The 18,349-nt window shown below is 66.0% G+C and carries 7 protein-coding genes and 1 pseudogene; 5 read left to right on the top strand and 3 right to left on the bottom strand.

From position 1 onward, the window contains the following. Window positions 1–303: pseudogene (locus tag KF871_RS16330) on the bottom strand (hypothetical protein); the annotation flags it as partial. 506 nt (window positions 304–809) lie between these two features. Next, window positions 810–2,186, bottom strand: coding sequence for a chondroitinase-B domain-containing protein (locus KF871_RS16335; RefSeq protein ID WP_291144900.1), 1,377 nt, complete (start codon window positions 2,184–2,186; stop codon window positions 810–812). Window positions 2,187–2,304: 118 nt separating this feature from the next. On the opposite strand from KF871_RS16335, the gene KF871_RS16340 reads away from it, so the two are divergent. Next, window positions 2,305–3,627 carry a UDP-glucose/GDP-mannose dehydrogenase family protein gene (locus KF871_RS16340; protein WP_291144903.1) on the top strand — a complete coding sequence of 441 codons (1,323 nt, stop codon included), beginning with the start codon at window positions 2,305–2,307 and terminating at the stop codon, window positions 3,625–3,627. A gap of 30 nt (window positions 3,628–3,657) precedes the next feature. Further along, window positions 3,658–4,521, top strand: coding sequence for a cupin-like domain-containing protein (locus tag KF871_RS16345; protein ID WP_291144906.1), 864 nt, complete (start codon window positions 3,658–3,660; stop codon window positions 4,519–4,521). A 39-nt stretch (window positions 4,522–4,560) separates the two neighbouring features. Here the strand turns inward: KF871_RS16345 and KF871_RS16350 are convergent, their stop codons facing one another. After that, window positions 4,561–5,244 (bottom strand): 4'-phosphopantetheinyl transferase superfamily protein, encoded by a 684-nt coding sequence (locus KF871_RS16350; RefSeq protein WP_291144909.1) that lies wholly within the window; start codon window positions 5,242–5,244, stop codon window positions 4,561–4,563. Window positions 5,245–5,669: 425 nt separating this feature from the next. Here KF871_RS16350 and KF871_RS16355 point away from each other — a divergent pair, with 425 nt between their 5' ends. The 3 genes from KF871_RS16355 to KF871_RS16365 are packed head-to-tail and all read left to right on the top strand — an operon-like array spanning window position 5,670 to window position 18,347. Further along, window positions 5,670–6,446, top strand: coding sequence for a thioesterase II family protein (locus KF871_RS16355; RefSeq protein ID WP_291144913.1), 777 nt, complete (start codon window positions 5,670–5,672; stop codon window positions 6,444–6,446). 5 nt (window positions 6,447–6,451) lie between these two features. After that, entirely contained in the window at window positions 6,452–11,836 is a 5,385-nt protein-coding gene (locus KF871_RS16360) for a type I polyketide synthase (protein WP_291144916.1), read from the top strand. 4 nt (window positions 11,837–11,840) lie between these two features. Next, window positions 11,841–18,347, top strand: coding sequence for a type I polyketide synthase (locus KF871_RS16365; protein WP_291144918.1), 6,507 nt, complete (start codon window positions 11,841–11,843; stop codon window positions 18,345–18,347). The last annotated feature ends 2 nt before the right edge of the window (window positions 18,348–18,349 follow it).

Below are 18,349 nucleotides of genomic sequence, written 5' to 3' on the forward strand. Positions count from 1 at the left end.
AACAGGTGCCGGAGCGGGTGCCGGAGCAGGTGCCGGAGCAGGTGCCGGAGCAGGTGCCGGAGCAGGTGCGGTCGTGCTCGAGGTCCACCAAGCTGGCGGCTTCCAGTTGGGGAACAGACGCTTGCGCTCGGCCTCGTCCATCTCAAGTATGTTGGCCGGGTATTCGGTCGTGCTGTCCAGCATGGCCGTATCGCCACCGCCACCACCGCCGCCACAGGCGGTCAGGGAAACGCACGCAAACGCAGCCAGGAGCAAGGCCCTGGCGCTGGGTGTGCTGAAATCTGTAATCAATTCGGTTTGCATGGCGGGGCGGGTGACAACTTAAATTAAATGGCCTTGTCGGATAAATTCGGTGAAATCCGAAAAAGGTACTATTTCTGATGCGGGGGAGGCCTTTTCGGCGTGATGCAATTCACGGGTGTTTGGCCTTCCTTTGCGATCTCGGCAGGACTGTGGCGGAATTTAAGGGCCGCAAAAGCGTGAAAAGCGGCACGGATGACAGGCAGTTTGAAAACCAGGATGTGCGGAATTCCACGGTCGCGAGCGGTGGATTCCCACCGATCGACGGCAAATTGATTACGAATTGACACAAAACGCCCCGACCCCCATCCTGGAAATGGGTGTGCAATGGCTGTGGAGACAGGCGGTCGCCTGGGCGGCGTCAGCGGAAGAAATTCGCTGAATGCACTGCGAAAGGATTATTGACCAGGCATTTCCATTTCCCGGTGGCGGCGCGGTAAGGAAATGAAAGTTTCATTCCGGAGGAATTGGTCATTTGTCGCTGATCGTATTGAAGGGGTGTCTAATTGTTAATCCCGGAAATCAATTGCGCCCGGCGACGAGGCGGCAGGGCGCTGGCGTCCCTTGAAATCGGTCGCCACTTGGCTGGGCACGGCGGTGCTTGAGGTCGGCCGCCAGCGCAGCCGGTCCGCATCGACCGTGGCCAAAACAGCGGCCAGTGGAACGTCGTGCTCGCTTTGCACGTTGCTTGCGTCGCGCAGATATGGGCCGTTCTCGATCAGGTTGGCGGCCGACCTCGCGCTGGAGCCGTCGCGCGCGCTGATGCCCCCGGTGTTGATCAGCGTGTTGTGCACGAGGTTGATGTCGAGGGCGTGGTTCAGGTCGAGCCCGCTGTCGTTGCAATGCGCAACGATGTTGTTGGCGGCGAGGCCGAGGCGATGCTCGTGCTCGCGACAGCCGTCACGACGGCATGCGGCGGCGCCGGTGCGGCCACCTCCGAACGAGATGCCCACGCGCACGCCGGGTTGCGAGATGTCCCTTGGCGTGCAGACGACGAGGTTGCGCTCGATGCGCGCGCCCTCGCTGCCTCCCTTGACAAACAGGCCGTAGGAGACGCCATTGCCGGCTTGCTTGACGAAGTTGCCAACGAGGTTGTCCTCGATCACCCAGGCGTCAGCGCCGACCAGATCGAACATGACCACCGGGTTGGCTGTGACGCGGGGGCGGTCGTTGACCAGGGTGTTGTGCGCCAGCAGACCGTGATCGGGCCACACGCCTTGGTGGCCGTTGACCTTCACGGCAGCATTGAAATTGCGCAGTGCGTTGTTGCGAATCACCGTGTGATGCGCATCGCCCACCACATGAAAGGCGTGCTCGCAGTCGTCGTCGCGTGCGCATGTGCCTTCGATTTGCAGGTTCTCGAACACCCAGTGGGGTTTGTCCACCAATACGCCCTCGACCTGCTTGAAGGCCAGCCACGCAGTGCCTGGCTGCTGCGCGCGAAGGGTGATGGGCTCGCGAGCTGTCCCACCATGGCCGAGGCGCAGCGTGGTGTCAAAGGCGTAGCGCCCGGGCGCTATCTCGATCGTCGCGCCCGCCTGGGCTTCCCGCAAAGCCTGCGCCAAGGCGATCTCGGAGACGACCAGTCGATGCTCGCCTGTGGCATGGATCGGGGGCAGGGCCTGGGGTTGTTGACCCTTGCCCAATGCCGGCAGGCTCTCGGCCGGCGGGTCTCGTTCAATCTGGCGCTGCCACCAATGAAGGACGGGTACCGCTGCCAATTCCAGCGAGGGATGGCCCTGCAGGCGCCTGAGCGCGTGGCGGACCAGATCGCGTTGACCGTGCCCCGTCGCAGTTTGCACAAGATGCTGTCCCCTTTCGCTTGAGAACAGCCAAATTCCGACGCCCAGGCCCAACATCAGAAGCCCCACCAGCGTGTACTTCAACCAACGCAACAGGAAATACTTCATACCCGCACCTCGTTTCTAGGCCGAAAGTGTCACAACGCGCCGCTATCATGCGTCGTCCCCGCGGGAGAGGGATGACACACAGGAAACACGGCACATGAAAGTCACGGTGGTGGGAACGGGGTACGTGGGGCTGGTGAGCGGCGCTTGCCTGGCTGAGGTTGGCAACGATGTGCTCTGCCTCGACGTCAATCCGGAGAAGATCCGCATTCTGGAATCGGGCGGCATTCCGATCTACGAGCCCGGATTGAAGGAGATGGTGGCCCGCAACGTGGCCGCGGGCCGTTTGCACTTCACCACCGATGTGTCCCGAGCGGTCAACCACGGCACCATCCAGTTCATCGCGGTGGGCACCCCTCCCGATGAAGACGGATCGGCAGACATGCAGTACGTCCTCGCGGCCGCGCGCAGCATTGGACGTCTGATGACCGACTACAAGGTGGTGGTCGACAAGAGCACCGTGCCTGTGGGCACGGCGGACAAGGTGCAGGCGGCCATTGCCGAGGAGTTGGCCAAGCGCGGTGTGAACACGCCTTTCGGGGTGGTGTCAAACCCCGAGTTCCTGAAGGAAGGCGCCGCCGTCGACGACTTCATGAAGCCCGATCGCATCATTGTGGGCGGCAGCGACGAGCAAGCCATTTTCCTGATGCGTGCGCTCTATGCACCGTTCCAGCGAAACCACGAGCGCCTGCTCGTGACCGACGTGCGCAGCGCCGAGCTCATCAAGTACGCGGCCAACGCCATGCTGGCGACTCGCATCAGCTTCATGAACGAGCTGGCCAATCTGGCTGAAAAGCTGGGTGCCGACATTGAAATGGTTCGCCAAGGCATCGGTTCGGACCCGCGGATCGGCTATCACTTTCTGTACCCGGGCGCGGGCTACGGTGGATCTTGCTTCCCCAAGGACGTCAAGGCGCTCATCCACACCGCCGCCACCGATGGTGGCCTGGATCTTCAGGTTCTCAAGGCGGTGGAAGCCGCCAATGACGCGCAGAAGCAAGTGCTGGTTCGCAAGGTCAAAACCCGGTTTGGCAACGATCTGAAGGGTCGGCATTTCGCGCTTTGGGGTTTGGCCTTCAAGCCGAACACCGACGACATGCGCGAGGCCCCGAGCTTGACCTTCATCGACGAGGTGCTGGCTGCAGGCGCCACGGTCAGCGCCTATGACCCCGCCGCCATGGAAGAAGCACGGCGCGTGATCGGCGATGAGCCTCGCGTGCGCTATGCGGGCAGCCCCGCCGAAGCGCTTGAGGGCGCAGATGCGTTGATCGTGGTGACCGAGTGGAAGGAGTTCCGCAGTCCCGACTTCGAGCTCATCAAGCAAAAGCTCAAACAGCCGCTGATCATCGACGGGCGCAATCTGTACGACCCCATGTTCGTGCGCCGCATGGGATTTGACTACCTGCCCATCGGTCGCTGACCGACTGACCTTGCCCCAAGGAGATCGGAAATGTTGTCCTGCTTTGGTGAAGGCGTCGACGCCCAACTGCTTGACCGAAAACCGTTTCGGTTCGACCACCGGCTCATGGGACACCCCTCGCTCTCCATCGAGAACCTGGCCCGTGTGATTCCCCGCCTGCCGGCATCGCAGGTGATGTACTCGACCCGGATGCTCTCGACCTCGGACAACTTCGAGAAGACCTTCCGTCAGCGGCCGCTGGACCGCAGCATCGAAGAGACCATCGAGACGCTGCGCACGTCCGACTCGTACATCATGGTCAGCTCGCCCCAGACCGATGAGTCATTGCGCGATCTCTATGAATCGCTGATTGGCGACGTCGAGGCGCTGATGCATGAACGTGGCATCGCAGGCAAGGCGGTCACGCCCAAGCTGTACCTGTTCCTTGCGTCCCCCAACAGCGTCACGCCGTTTCACATCGATCGCTACTCGACCTTCCTCTTGCAGTTTCGCGGCAGCAAGCAGGTCACGGTGTCCATGCCCTTTGACGATCGCGTGGTCACTCAGGAGAACTGCGAGAACTACGTCGCGTATGTGAACACCCAGTTGCCCTGGCGCCCTGAGCTCGATGCCTATTCGACGTGCTTTGACTTCGCACCCGGGCAGGCGCTGCACATTCCGTTTGTGGCCGGGCATCACGTGCGCAATGGCGCCGAAGACGTGTCGATTTCGATGTCGATCATCTTCAACACGCCCGAAACCATGATGTGGCGCGAGGCGCTCAACTTCAATCAGCGTGCGCGCAAGTGGTTTGGGCGCATGGGCTACCGGCCGGCACCGGTGGGTGAGGGCGGTGTTCGCGATGGTTTGAAAGCGGGTGCCTGGCGCGCATACGCCCGCGTGCGCTCCTATTGACCGCACTGGATCGCGCCCACCAGCGCAGCCGCATTGGCACTACATCGCCAGGTGGGTACTGACCGGATCGAGCCAGGCCACAGCCGCCTGGGCCTGCACGTGATTCGGTAGCGACAGGCTGCGCACAAGCACCTGGCACTCCTCGTCAGCGACGGCTATGCGTGTGCGGACCTCGGCCGTGTTGGTGCCGGCTTCGAAGACATGGGGTTCGATGGACAAGCCGCTGCCGAGGGCTTTCAGACAGGCTTCCTTGCGGCTCCAGCATCGATAGAAGGTGACCATGCGCGCGTCGGCCGGGGTGGCCAGGAGCGAGTTGAACTCCGTCTGCGAGAAGTTTTGCCGCGCCAAAGTCAGCAAGTCATCCAGAGGGCGCTCGACCTCTATGTCCACCCCGACGGGCGTCTCTGCGCCGATGCCCAGCAGGGCCCATCGGCCGCTGTGGCTCAGGTTGAATGGCGGCGCTCCCGGGCTCGTCAGCACAGGCTTTCCGTGCGCGCCTTCTGCAAACTGCAATGACTCGGGTGGGCATTCCAGGTGGCGCCCGAGCAGCTCGCGCAAAGCCTGGTGACTTCGGCGATAGCGGTGCGCATCTCTCGGGAAATGAAACCTGGCCGCCCGGGCGCGCTCTTGCGGGGACAGCCACCTGTCATCAGCACCTTCTGCCGGAGGGTCGCCCAGATCGATCAGCCACAGGTCGACGTTGCCAGGGCAATCGACCTTCAAGGCGCCACTGGTCAACCTGTCAATGGGGTCGGGGGTATCGGTAATATTTCCTACCTATTGCCTGGTTTCGCGTGTCCAATGCCAGCGGTCATCGGCTTTCTCTGGTGGATTGGCTCTTCGCAGGGTGCCGAAACGCGGTAGATGCGGGAGACATTGTGAGGGATCCGCACGCTATCGGTGCCTCAGCGCTGTTTCGCTTGCGACCCCGTGATGAATGGCACTCGGGAAGGCCCGGGCGGAGCGGGATCGGATGATACGTTCGGTAACATGTCGTCCTGAAAAGCCATACCTTCACGCTACACGCGTTGGGAGTGGTTGGCCGGGGCCGATAGTGCAATTGTGGAGTTCAGGGACGCGCCAATGGAGGGTGACATGGTGGTTTGTGGCACTGGCGCGGTGGTCGCAGTGTGTGGGAGGCTGGCGCCATGAGCAACAGCTGGTTGCTGCGTTTCGTTCCGCGTCATTCACCTCGGATGAGGCTGTTTTGCTTCACGCATGCGGGCGCCAGCGCCGGGGTGTTTCGTCCCTGGTGTCAGGATCTGCCAGAGTCCATCGAACTGGTGGCCATTCAGTTGCCTGGGCGCGCCAATCGCCTCAATGAAGCGCCGCTCAGGCGCATGGCCGATCTGGTGGCAGGGGTGGTGCAGTCGCTCGGTGGGCAGTTGGGTCTGCCCTATGCGTTCTTTGGCCACAGCATGGGCGCCGTGCTGGCCAGCGAAGTGGCGCGGCGACTGCGCGACATGGGCGAACGCGCGCCGGTGCACCTGTTCGTCTCGGGCCGACGTCCACCACATTGGCCCAACCCCGATCCGCTGTTGCACGTGCTCGACGACGCAGGGTTTGTCAGCGAGGTTCAACGCCGCTACGGCGGCATTCCGCCCGAGGTCGCAGTGCACGAGGACCTGATGGCCCTGTTGCTGCCTGCTTTACGTGCCGACATCGAGGCGCTGGAGACGCATCTGCCGCCGTTGGGCCGCGAGCCGCTGGCGTGCCCTGTCACCGTATACGGCGGCGCGGACGACCCGCTCACTCCCCTTGATCACTTGCACGCCTGGCGTGAAGACGCGGGCGGCAGCTTCCGTGTGCGGGTGTGGCCCGGTGACCACTTCTACCTGCAGGCGCAACGCAGCCCGTTGCTGGCCGACCTGGCCGACAGTCTGTTGCCCACTCTGGTCGGCACGGCTCGCGAGGCCGTGGGATGAGCGGGATGCCGGACAACGCAGTGGCCATTGTGGGCATCGGCTGCCGATGGCCCGGCGCGGCGCACGGTCCGGCGGATTTTTGGCAAATGCTGTGCGACGGCAAGGACGCCATCGCCGAGATTCCCCCGGATCGCATCGACCTGGGGCGCTACTTCGATCCGAGGCCTGCCACGCCCGGGCGCATGATGACGCGCTGGGGTGGCTTTCTCGACGCGATCCAGACGTTCGATGCCGACTTCTTCGGCATTTCGCCGCGTGAGGCTGAGCGCATGGACCCGCAGCAGCGACTGCTGCTGGAGACCGCCTGGGAGGCCCTGGAGGACGCGGGCTTCGATGCCTCTTCGCTCGAGGGATCGCAGACCGGCGTCTTCGTGGGCCAATGGTTGAGCGATTTTGAGGCCAGGTTGTTCGCCGACCCCGAGGCGGTCGATTTCCTCATGACCACTGGCAGCGGTCGCTATGCAAGTTCGGGTCGCCTGTCTTACCTGCTTGGGCTGCGAGGTCCCAGTCTCACGCTGGATACGGCCTGTTCGTCCTCGCTGGCGGCGGTGCATCTGGCTGCGCGCAGCGTGCGCAGCGGCGAGAGCGATCTGGCCATCGCCGGTGGCGTGAACATCATCCTGCAGCCCCACATCAGCGTTGCGTACTCACAGAGCCGCATGATGGCGCCCGATGGCCGCTGCAAGTTTGGCGATGCACGCGGCGACGGCTATGTGCGCAGCGAAGGCGCCGGTGTGGTGGTGCTCAAGCCACTGGCGCGTGCGCTTGCCGACGGTGACCGTATCTATGCGCTCGTGCGCGGTAGCGCGCTCAACAACGATGGCCGCAGCAGCGGGTCCATGGGGACACCCAGCCAGGCCGGACAGGAAGCATTGCTGCGCAGCGCCTGTGCCGATGCCGGCGTGGCGCCTGCGGCGATCGACTACGTGGAAGCGCATGGCACAGGCACGCGCGCGGGCGACCCGGTGGAACTGGGCGCGATCGGCACCGTGCTGGGTGAAGCGCGCGAACGCGGGCGACCGGTGCACGTGGGCTCGGTCAAGACCAACATCGGCCACACCGAAGGTGCGGCGGGGGTCGCCGGGCTGATCAAGGCGGCGTTGGCACTGCACCATGAGCGCATACCGCAGAGCCTTCATTGCCAACAACCGAACCCCGCCATCGACTGGGATGGCCTGGGCGTGGCGATCGCCCGCGAGGCCATGACGTGGCCACGCGGGGATCATCCGCGCCGCGCCGGCGTGAGCGCCTTCGGCATCGCCGGCACGAACGCCCATGTGGTGCTGGAAGAAGCGCCTGAGCCTCAGCCGAGAGCCTCAGAGGTGCCCAATCAACGGCCGTCGCTCCTGGTGTTGTCCGCGCGTGATGCGGCCGCGTTGCGTGAGCTGGCCGGACGCTTTGCCCTGTTGCTGGAGCGTGGCGCGCACCTGACCGACGTCTGCCACAGTGCGGCGCGTCGCCGCACGCACCATGAACATCGGGCAGCGTTTGTAGCCCACGACGCCATGGGCATGGCTGAGGCCTTGCGTCAGTACGCCGACGGTGGTCCGGCAGCAGCGCAAGGCCGGGCAGTGCCGGGCCAGGCCCCGCGGCTGGCCTTTGTATGCCCGGGGCAAGGTGCGCAATGGCCAGGCATGGCACGCGGCCTGATGGCCAGCGAGCCGGTTTTCATGGATGAGCTGCTGCGCTGTGATGAAGCGGCGCGTCCGTGGATGGAGGCCTCTATCGTTGCGCAATTGGGCCTCGAGCCAGGTGATCCTGATTCTCTGCTCGACCGGATCGATGTGGTCCAGCCTGTGCTGGTGGCGTTGGCACTGGCCTATGCAGCGTTGTTGCGGGCTTGTGGCGTTCGCCCCGATGCGGTGGTTGGCCACAGCATGGGCGAAGTGGCGGCTGCGGCCATCGCTGGCGTGCTCTCGCGCGACGACGCCATGCGCATCATTTGTCGGCGCAGTGCGCTGATGAGCCGTACCAGCGGCCAGGGCGCCATGGCGCTGGTCGATTTGCCGATGTCGCAAGTCCAGCAACGCCTGGCAGGCCATGAGGCCGAGGTGTCGGTGGCCGTAAGCAACAGCCCGAGGTCTTGTGTGATTTCGGGGCAGGCCGAGGTGGTGAAGAGCCTGATTGCCGGCTGGTCGAGCGACAACGTGTTCTGTCGCCTGATCAACGTCGACGTAGCGTCGCACAGCCCTCAGATGGATCCGCTGGCACAGGCGTTGCGAGCTGAACTCGGCGACCTGAACGCGCGTGCGGTCGATGTGCCCTTGTTCTCGACCGTGCTCGCCCGGCAGGCGGAGCCGCATGAACTGGGGGCCGCCTATTGGGGCGACAACCTGCGGCAGCCGGTGCGCTTCGGGGCGACGGTCGAAGGCATGCTGGCCGAGGGCATTGCCGGCTTCATCGAGCTGGGCCCCCACCCCGTGTTGCTGCCCTCGATCGAACAGACCGCGCAAGCGGCCGACGTTGAGGTGATGGTGGCGGCGCCTGCGCGCCGCGGCGAACCCGATTTGACCGCCTGGCTCTCGACTGTGGGTGCTCTTCACTGCGCCGGTCATCAGGTCAACTGGGCCCAGGTAGTGGCCCCTGGCGGGCGACTGACCGACCTGCCTGCCTATCCCTGGCAGCGCGAAAGACATTGGGTCGACGCTGCCGAACTGGCGGCCTCTGGTGCGCCCGCCCATGGCCTGGCGGTGCCTGGTCATCACCCGGTTCTCGGCGCCGGCGTCGCGCTGGGTGGGACGCCCGCCGGAGCGCTGTGGGCGCTGTCCATCGATCCGGGCCGTGTACCCGCGTGGTTTGAGCACAGACTGCACGGCAGCCCGGTGCTGCCGGCATCGGCCTACCTTGAGCTGGCCTTTGCAGCGGCCGCCGCCTTGATACCGGGCGCCTCATTCGAGCTGGTCCGCCTGTCCTTTGATCGTGCATTGCACCTGCAGACCGATGCGGCCTGCAGCTTGCAGCTGTTGGCCACTCCCGATGGCAATGGTGGGCTTCGCCTGGGCTTTCAATCCCACACGGGCACGACCTGGCAGGTGCATGCGGTGGCCGAGTTGCGCGCCGGGAGCGGGTTTGAGGTGGAGCGCCCATCCGCCAACGCCATCCAGGCCCTGCAGCAAAAGACGGCGGATGCAGCCGATGCCGTGTATGGGCAACTGGCGAGCGTTGGTGCCGGCATCGGCGAACGTCTGCGTGGCATCGCCTCTGCCTGGATCGGGCCCGAAGAGGTCTTGTCCCGCCTGACTGACTCCCCCGTCGACGAGCCAGCTGCGATCGGTTTTGGTTTCGTGCCAGCCGCGCTGGACGCCTGCATGCAGACCGCCGTGTTGCTGGCGCTGTCGTCGGGACTGTGCGTCCCCGTGTCGGTTGAGCGCGTGATTTGGCACCGCCAATCGCAGGGTGCAAGGTGGGTCCATGCGCGTCGCCGGGTGAGCGGCGAACCCGCATCGCCCATCGATCTCACGTTGTTCGACGAGCAAGGTCCTGTGCTTTCAGTCGTCGGCGTACAGCTGCAAGCGGTGGGTGAACTTGGTGCCGTGCAGTCCGGCGATCCCTGCTACGAATTGCGTTGGATCACCCAGGAAGGCGATGCGAACGCAGCCGCAGCCAATGCGCGCCGCTGGCTGGCGTTGGCCGATCGGTCAGGGCAGGGCAGGTTGCTCGTCGATGCGCTGACACGGCTGGGTGAGGTCGCTGAAGTGGTCGATGCCCATCGTGCGGTGGACGCGCCCGCGGTCGGCTCACCTGCGATCGAATGGGTCGACTTGCGCGCACTGGACCTGGCCTCGCCGCAGGCGGTGGTGCCTGGCCTGGGTCTGCTCGTGCGTACTGCGCAGGCACTTGAGCGTTGGTCCCCTGCCGTGTCGGCCAGGCTGCACTGGGTTACCCGCGGTTCGCAGGTGACCGACGACCAGGATGTATCGCAGCTGGCCATGTCGCAAACGCCGGTGAACGGCCTGGCGGCAGTGATGGCGGTTGAACTGGGGAGTCGATGGGGGGGCGTGATCGATCTCGACCCTGGGGCGGATCCGGTGTCCGGTGCTGAGGCATTGGCTCTGGCGTTGGTGCAGAGCGCAGGTACCTGCGCGTTGCGGTCGGGGCGCCGCCTGAGGCCGTCACTGCAAAACGTCGATGCGCCGACCGCTATGGCGCCTGTCAACTTCCGACCCGATGCGAGTTACGTCGTGACCGGCGGCCTTGGTGGTGTGGGGGGGGCTCTGGCGCGTTGGCTTGTTGCGCAAGGTGTGCGCCACTTGGTGGTGTTGTCGCGCACCCCCGTGCCGGCACGTTTGCAATGGGCGGGGCTGACGGCTGACTCGCCCGCAGCGCCCGCTGTGCGGGCGCTGCGGGACATCGAGGCGCTCGGCGCCAGCGTGCAGCATGTCGCGCTGGATGTGGCCGATGAAGCGGCTTTGCAGACTTGGCTGGCCAGCCACCAGGCACAGGCGAGGCCGCCTGTGCGTGGCTTGTTCCATCTCGCCGGTATCACCGAAGACCGCTTGGTGCGCGATCTGGATGAGTCTTCGCTGGCGGCTGTGCTGCGTCCCAAGCTGACGGGCGCCTGGAATCTGCATCGCCTGTTGCCCGAGCTGGATCACTTCGTGATGTTCTCTTCCATGGCAGGTGTTATGCCGCAGGCGGGGCAAGGCAGCTATGCCGCAGCCAACGCTTTCCTCGATTCGCTGGCTCGGCAGCGCCGTGCCACTGGACAAGCTGCGCTGAGCATCGGTTGGGGTGTATGGGCGGGCACGGGCGTGATGCAGGGCGAAGGCGGCCGGCGGCAACAGGACGAACTGCTTCGCCAGGGCATCGGCAGCTTCACCGTGCAACAGGCCACGTCGCTGCTGCCGGTGCTGCTGCAATGGCCGCAGGCCCATGTGCTGGCCATGCCAATCGATTGGCAGCGCATGCGGGCGCAACCTGCCTGGCGCGATGCACCGCTGCTGATGGACCTGCTAGCGCAGGTGCAGACGGTACAAGCCGATGGCAGCAGCGCGGACATTCCGACCACCTCCGATCCGCTTGAGCGCCGTCGCGCCGTTGAACAGGCCGTGCGCGATGTCGTAGGCCGCGTGCTCAAGGTGCAGCCTTCGCGCATCGATCCGCGCAAACCGTTGGGCAACATGGGTATGACATCGCTCATGGCGCTCGAGCTTCGCAACCGCTTGGAGCCGCTGCACGGCAAGCCGCTGTCGGCCACCCTGGCCTGGAACTACCCCACTGTCGAAGCGCTCGTGACCTTCCTCGCAGGGGCGGATGCCGCGCCTGCGGTGCCGCCAGCCAGCCCGACGGCTGCGGCTGGTGACACCCCACCCGCCTTGGCGGACGTGCTCGATGACGTCAACGCCCTCTCCGACGACGACGCGGCCCTGCTGCTTCGCAAGCGCCGCTGACGCCATGAGTGACAAACCTTCTTCCCCGTCGCTTGGCGGACTGTCCGCGGTAAAGCTGGCGCTCATGGCCCAGCAGGTGCGCGCGCAAAGCGAGGCCGTGCTTAAAGCCGATCCGGTGGCGATCGTCGGGATGGGCTGCCGCTTCCCTGGTGGCGCCGATACACCCGAGGCCTTCTGGGACCTGCTTGCCAATGGTGTTGACGCGGTGCGTGCCGTCCCACCCGATCGCTGGGACGCGAAATCGCTGTACGACCCTGATCCCTCTGCGCCGGCCAAGGCGGTGACGCAATGGGGTGGATTTCTTGATCGCATCGATGGCTTCGATGCCGCGTACTTTAACATCCTGCCGCGCGAAGCCGAGCGCATGGACCCGCAGCACCGCCTGTTTCTGGAAGTCGCCATGGAGGCGCTCGACGACGCCGGCCTCACGCGAGCGCGCCTTCGCGGAAGTCGAACGGGCGCCTTTGTTGCCAGCTACCACAACGACTACCAGTTGCTCGAGTACCGGGACCACGAGGCCATTGACGCCCGCACGCTCACGGGCACCGTGCACAGCGTGCTCGTCAATCGCCTGTCCTACCTGCTGGATCTGCGCGGCCCCAGCATCTCCGTGGATACCGCCTGCTCGTCATCACTGGTGGCCATTCATCTCGCCTGCCAAAGCCTGCGCCATGGCGAGAGCGACATCGCACTGGCCGGCGGCGTATCGCTCATGGTGACGCCCGACCTGATGGTGTCTCTGTCCAAAGTCGGGTTCATGGCGCCCGATGGTCGCTGCAAGACCTTCGACGATCGCGCCGACGGTTTCGGCAGGGGCGAGGGCTGCGGCGTGATCGTGCTCAAGCGGCTGAGCGATGCCATCGCAGACGGCGACCGGGTGCTCGGCGTGGTGCGGGGCTCGGCGGTCAACCAGGATGGTCACTCAACACTGCTGGCCGCGCCGAACGGATTGGCGCAACAGGATCTGATCCGTGAGGCACTGGCCTCTGCCCAGCTTGAGCCCGGTCGGATCGGCTTCGTGGAAGCACACGGTACAGGGACACCACTCGGTGATCCGATCGAGGTCGAGGCGCTGGCCGCCACGGTGGGACGCGCTGACGCTGGTGGCGGTACCTGTTGGCTGGGCGCCGCCAAGGCCAATCTGGCCCACATGGAGGCCGCTGCTGGTGTGGCCGGTGTGATCAAGACCGTGCTGGCCATGCAGCATGAGGCCATTCCGCCGCAAATCCATTTCACCTCGCTGAACCGCCATCTCTCGCTTGAGGGCACGCGACTGGCCGTGCCGACCTCGCTGACACCATGGCCGAGAGGCGGCAAGCCTCGCTGTGCCGGCACCAGCTCGTTTGGCGTCGGCGGCACCAACGCGCACGTCATCATCGAAGAGCCGCCGCGGCTGGGATCGGCCGGCGACGCCGGCGGCGCGGCCTCACCCTATCTGTTGTGCCTGTCGGCTCAAAGCGAGTCCGCGCTGCGGGACCTGGCCGTCCGCTGGATCGACTTCCTCGGCCGCAGCCGTGATTCCCTGCGCGACATTTGCTACACCGCTGGCGCTCGCCGCAGCGCGCTCGACCACCGCCTGGCGCTGGTCGGAGATGACCGCGAGGCCCTGCGGTCGCGGCTCGAGGCTTTTCTGCGCGAGGAGTCGCCGCCCGGTTTGAGCGCAGGGCGGGTGCCCACAGACGTCCTTCCGCGGCTCGCCTTTGTGTTCAGCGGACAGGGGCCGCAGTGGTTCGCGATGGGTCGAGAGCTGATGGCCAGTGAACCCGTGTTTCGGGACACCATGGCTCGCTGCGACGCACTGGTGAAGGCCGAGACCGGCTGGTCGCTGCTGGCAGAGTTGGCTGCCGATGAAGCTGCCTCGCGTCTGGACCAGACCGCCATCGCGCAACCGGCGCTGTTCGCAATCCAGGTTGCACTGGCGGCTTTGTGGGCTTCCTGGGGCATACGCCCCGACGGCGTGGTTGGGCACAGCGTGGGCGAACTGGCTGCCTTGCATGTGGCCGGCGTGCTTGGCCTGGACGAGGCCGTGCGCGTGGTATGCCTGCGCGGTCGCGTGATGCAGCGGGCGACCGGCAGCGGCCGCATGGCGGCTGTGGACCTGGACGAAGCCGACGCACTGGCCCTGCTGGGGCCCTTGGGCGATCGTTTGTCGTTGGCGGCGGTCAATGCGCCGCGAAGCGTGGTGCTCTCGGGCGAGCCAGCGGCGCTGGAGGAAGCGCTGGCGGCGTTGACCGCGCGTGGCGTGAACCACCGCATGCTGCCGGTGCAATACGCCTTTCACAGCGCGCAGATGGCGCCGCTGCAGCGAGAACTGGTGGCCGCACTTGGCGCGGTAGCTACCGGCCCGGCCGCGATACCCGTGTACTCAACTGTGACCGGAGCGGGCGCAACGCGCGAGCGCTTTGATGCCACCTACTTCGGCCGAAACGTGCGCGAGCCGGTTCGCCTGCAGGGCGCCATCGCTGCGATGGTCGAAGATGGCCACACGGCCTTTCTGGAGATTGGCCCACATCCGGTTTTGGGTGGTGCGGTTGCCGCCACCCTGGAAGCGCTCGGCTGCGACGCGACGGTCGCAGCATCCTTGCGCCGTGGCAGGCCAGAGCGCGAATCCTTGATGGCCTCGGCCGCAGCATTGCACTCAGCAGGGCATACGCCCGACGTTCAGGCCCTGCTGGGTGGGCCTGGCGACGTGGTTTCGCTGCCTCGCTATCCCTGGCAACGCAAACGATTCTGGTTGCGGCCCACACCTCAGCCAGGGCCGACGATGCCCGCAACTGCGCATGTGCACCCCTTGCTGGGGGTGCGTGTGCCCCTGGCCGACCCCCGTCTGCAGGTGTTCGAGTGCCACTGGACGGCGCACAGCGCCGGTTCCCTGGACGACCACCGCATCGGCGGTCGCTTGCTGATGCCGGCCGCCGCGATGGCTGAGGTTTTGCTGGCTGCCAGCCAGATGAGCAGTGGCCACGTTGCGCGGGCCATTGATGGCTTGGTACTTGATCGGTCAATGGTCTTGCCCGACGCCGGCGAGCGGTGCTGGCAAGTCCATGTGCGCGAAGAGGGCGACATGACGCAGGTCGAGTTGTTCCAGGCGATCGAGACCGGTTGGCAGCGGATCTGCGGCGCCTCAGTCTTGCGCGAGGCGCCCGAGCCTGCTCTCTCGATCGGCGAAGCCAATGAACAGGGTCTTGCCGTTGATCACGACACCTTCTACCAGCGCTTTGAAGCGCTGGGCGTGGCTTTCGGGCCCGGCTTTCGCACAGTGCAGGGCCTCACGGGCGGGGCTGGCTGGGCCCGGGGCAGGCTGGTGCTGCCCGATGCCTGTGCTGAGCAGGCGGTCAGGTTCGGACTGCACCCAGGCCTGCTCGATGGAGCCTTGCAGGTCTGCGCAGCGGCGTCGGCTGAGGCGGCCGATGGCCTGCCGGACCGGCTTTGGGCACCCATGGGCGTGGGCCGGATGATCGTCTGGCGTGCCGGTGCCTCGCGCCTGCGCGCCCATGCCCGTGTGCACCTGGAGGCTGGTGGCCAGACCTTGGTGGCCGATGTCCATATCGAAGACGAAGAGGGCCACCCGGTGGCTTCGTTGAGCCAGGCGCGGTTCACAAGAACCGATGCCCGGCGGCTGGAGGGTGGGGGTCGCGACGACTGGCTCCATCGCTTGCACTGGTACGAGCGAGCGCCGTCGGCGCAGGCGGCCGATGTTCGTGCAGAGGGCACCTGGCTCTTGCTGGCCGACGATTCGCCGTTGCTCGACAGCCTGCGCTCGGCAATTCAGTCACTGGGGGGGCGCTGCGTTCAAGTGCGCGCCGGCTTGGCGCGCGAACGCGATCTCGAAGATCGCTGGAGCGTGAATCCCGCCAGCCCGGAAGATCTGGCTGCGGTATTGCAGGCGGTAGGCCCGGTGCGGGCGGCGATTCATCTCTGGGGCCTTGATGCCGACGCAGTGGAGCCGCAGGACCCCGCGCGCGCCGAGTTGCTTTGCAGCGGTGGCCTGTTGCATCTGGCGCAAGCGCTCGTGGCGCAGGGACAGCCGGCTGCCCTGACCTTGGTCACCCGAGCGGCGCAGGCCACCAACGAGGCCGAAGTGCCCTCCACGCTGGCGGCAGCAGGTGCCTGGGCTTTTCTGGGCGTGGTCCGGGTTGAACACCCGGAGCTGTCGGCGCGCGCTATCGATCTGAGTGCCACCGACGAAGACGGCGCTGCGCTTGCCCGGTTGCTGCTCGCGCCAGGCTCGCAGCCAGATCTGGCGGTACGCCACGGCCGCCAGCTCCAGCGGCGCCTCGAGGTCGTTGGCGAGCCCGGTGCCGCTGTTGCGGTACCTCAGCGTCGCCTGGAAGTCGTGCGGGCAGGCACGCTGGATGGGCTTGCGCTTCGGCCGCTCGTTGCGCGCGCGCTGAAGACCGGGGAGGTGCGCATTGCCGTGGCCGCCGCCGCCCTGAATTTCCGCGACGTGCTGCTGGCGCTGGGGGTCTATCCTGGTGAAGGCATCGCGCTCGGGGCCGAGTGCGCCGGAACCGTGATTGAAGTTGGCCCCGGTGTTGACCAACCGCGCGTGGGCGAGCGCGTATTTGGCTTTGCCCATGACAGCATGGGCAGCGAGGCGGTGGTGCCCGCTGCCTTTGTGTACCCCATGCCACCGGACCTGTCGTTCGACCAGGCAGCGGCGCTGCCGGTGGCCTACCTCACGGCACACCATGGACTGCACGCGATCGCGGGCCTCCAGCGTGGCCAGCGGGTGTTGATCCATGCCGGCGCCGGCGGTGTCGGAATGGCCGCGGTGCAGCTGGCGCTGCGTGCGGGAGCAGAGGTCTACGCCACGGCGGGCTCCCCCGGCAAGCGGGCGTTCCTGCAAGCGCTGGGCGTGTCTCACGTCTTCGACTCGCGCAGTACCTCGTTCGCCACGGAGCTGCTGACCCTGACTGCGGGAGAGGGGGTACAGCTTGTGCTCAACTCTCTGGCCGGCGAGTTCATTCCGGCCGGTTTGTCCGTGGTGGCGCCGCAAGGCTGGTTCCTGGAGCTGGGCAAGCGAGACATCTGGACTGCCGAGGAGGTGGCGCAAAGCCACCCGAAGGTGCGCTATCGCGCCTTTGATTTCGGCGATGAAGCGTATGCCAACCCTGCCATCGTGCGTCCCATGCTGGCTGACGTGCTGGCGGGCATCGCGCGTGGCGAGCTGCGCACCTTGCCCGTCACGGCATTTGGCATCGAGCACGCTGCCGAGGCCTTTCGCTACATGGCGCAGGCACGCCACATTGGCAAGCTGGTGTTGCGACTGCCGGCAATGCCAATCGGCGTCGACCTGCAAGTGCGTGCCGATGCGAGCTACCTGATCACCGGTGGCCTGGGCGCGCTGGGGCTGCACACCGCGCGCTGGTTGCATGATGCCGGCGCGCGCCACCTGGTACTGGTGGGGCGGCGCGACCCGGGACCCGAAGCGCAAACTGCGATCGATGCATTGCGAGCGGCGGGCGCTCAGGTGCACGTGGTGGCAGCTGACGCCGCCAACGAGACCGCCATGCAGGCCTTGCTGAGTGAGCTTGCCCGCGACATGCCGCCGCTGCGCGGAGTGGTTCATGCGGCCGGCGTGATCGACGACGGCGCACTGATCCGCCAGACCTGGCCGCGTTGTGCTGCGGTGCTGCGCCAAAAGGTGCGCGGCGCGCAGGTGCTGGACCGTCTCACGCGACCGCTGGCACTGGATTTCTTTGTCCTGTATTCCGCAGCCGGCCAATGGCTGGGTGCTCCCGGGCAATGCGCTTATGCGGCCGCCAACGCGCAACTTGATGCGCTGACCGGCATGCGCCGTGCCCATGGCCAGGCGGCCCTGAGCGTGGCCTGGGGCATGTGGGGCGATGGTGGAATGGCCTCCCGATTGGCTGACCGTGGTCAAGATCCGTGGGGCGAACGCGGCCTCGGGCGCATCGATGCCGAAGGTGGTATGGCCCGTCTGGAGCGGCTGCTGCGAGAAGGCGTTACCCAGGCCATCGTGCTGCCGATCGACTGGGCACGATTTCTGGCGACCTTGCCTCCTGGGCTGGATCCGAACTTCTTTCCTGGCGCGGCGACACAGGCGGCGCGCCCCGCCGACGTGCCTGCACAGGTGTCGCTGGCCGATAGCATGCGCCGCCTGCCGGCGAGCCAACGCCGAGCGGCGCTCATGGCCCATTTGCGCGAGCGGGCCTTGCAGGTGCTTGGTCTGGAGGCCGCGACACAGGTCGACCCCACTCGTGCGCTCAAGGAACTCGGCCTGGACTCGCTGATGGCGGTCGAATTGCGCAACGCGCTGACCCGCTCGGTCGGCAAGCCGCTGCCGGCCACGCTGTTGTTCGATTACCCCAACCTCAACGCCCTGACGGACCATCTGGCGCGAGTGCTCGGCCTTGACGAAGCGCGCGCCCCAAGTACCGTGCCTGCCGCAGCGACGCCTGTGGCCGCCGACCTGGCTTCCCTCAGCGAAGAGGAGGCCGAAGCGCAGCTGCTGCAGGAGCTCTCCGGCGGCGGTATCCAATCATGACC

Source organism: Hydrogenophaga sp., from assembly GCF_019635465.1.
Taxonomy (GTDB): domain Bacteria; phylum Pseudomonadota; class Gammaproteobacteria; order Burkholderiales; family Burkholderiaceae_C; genus Hydrogenophaga.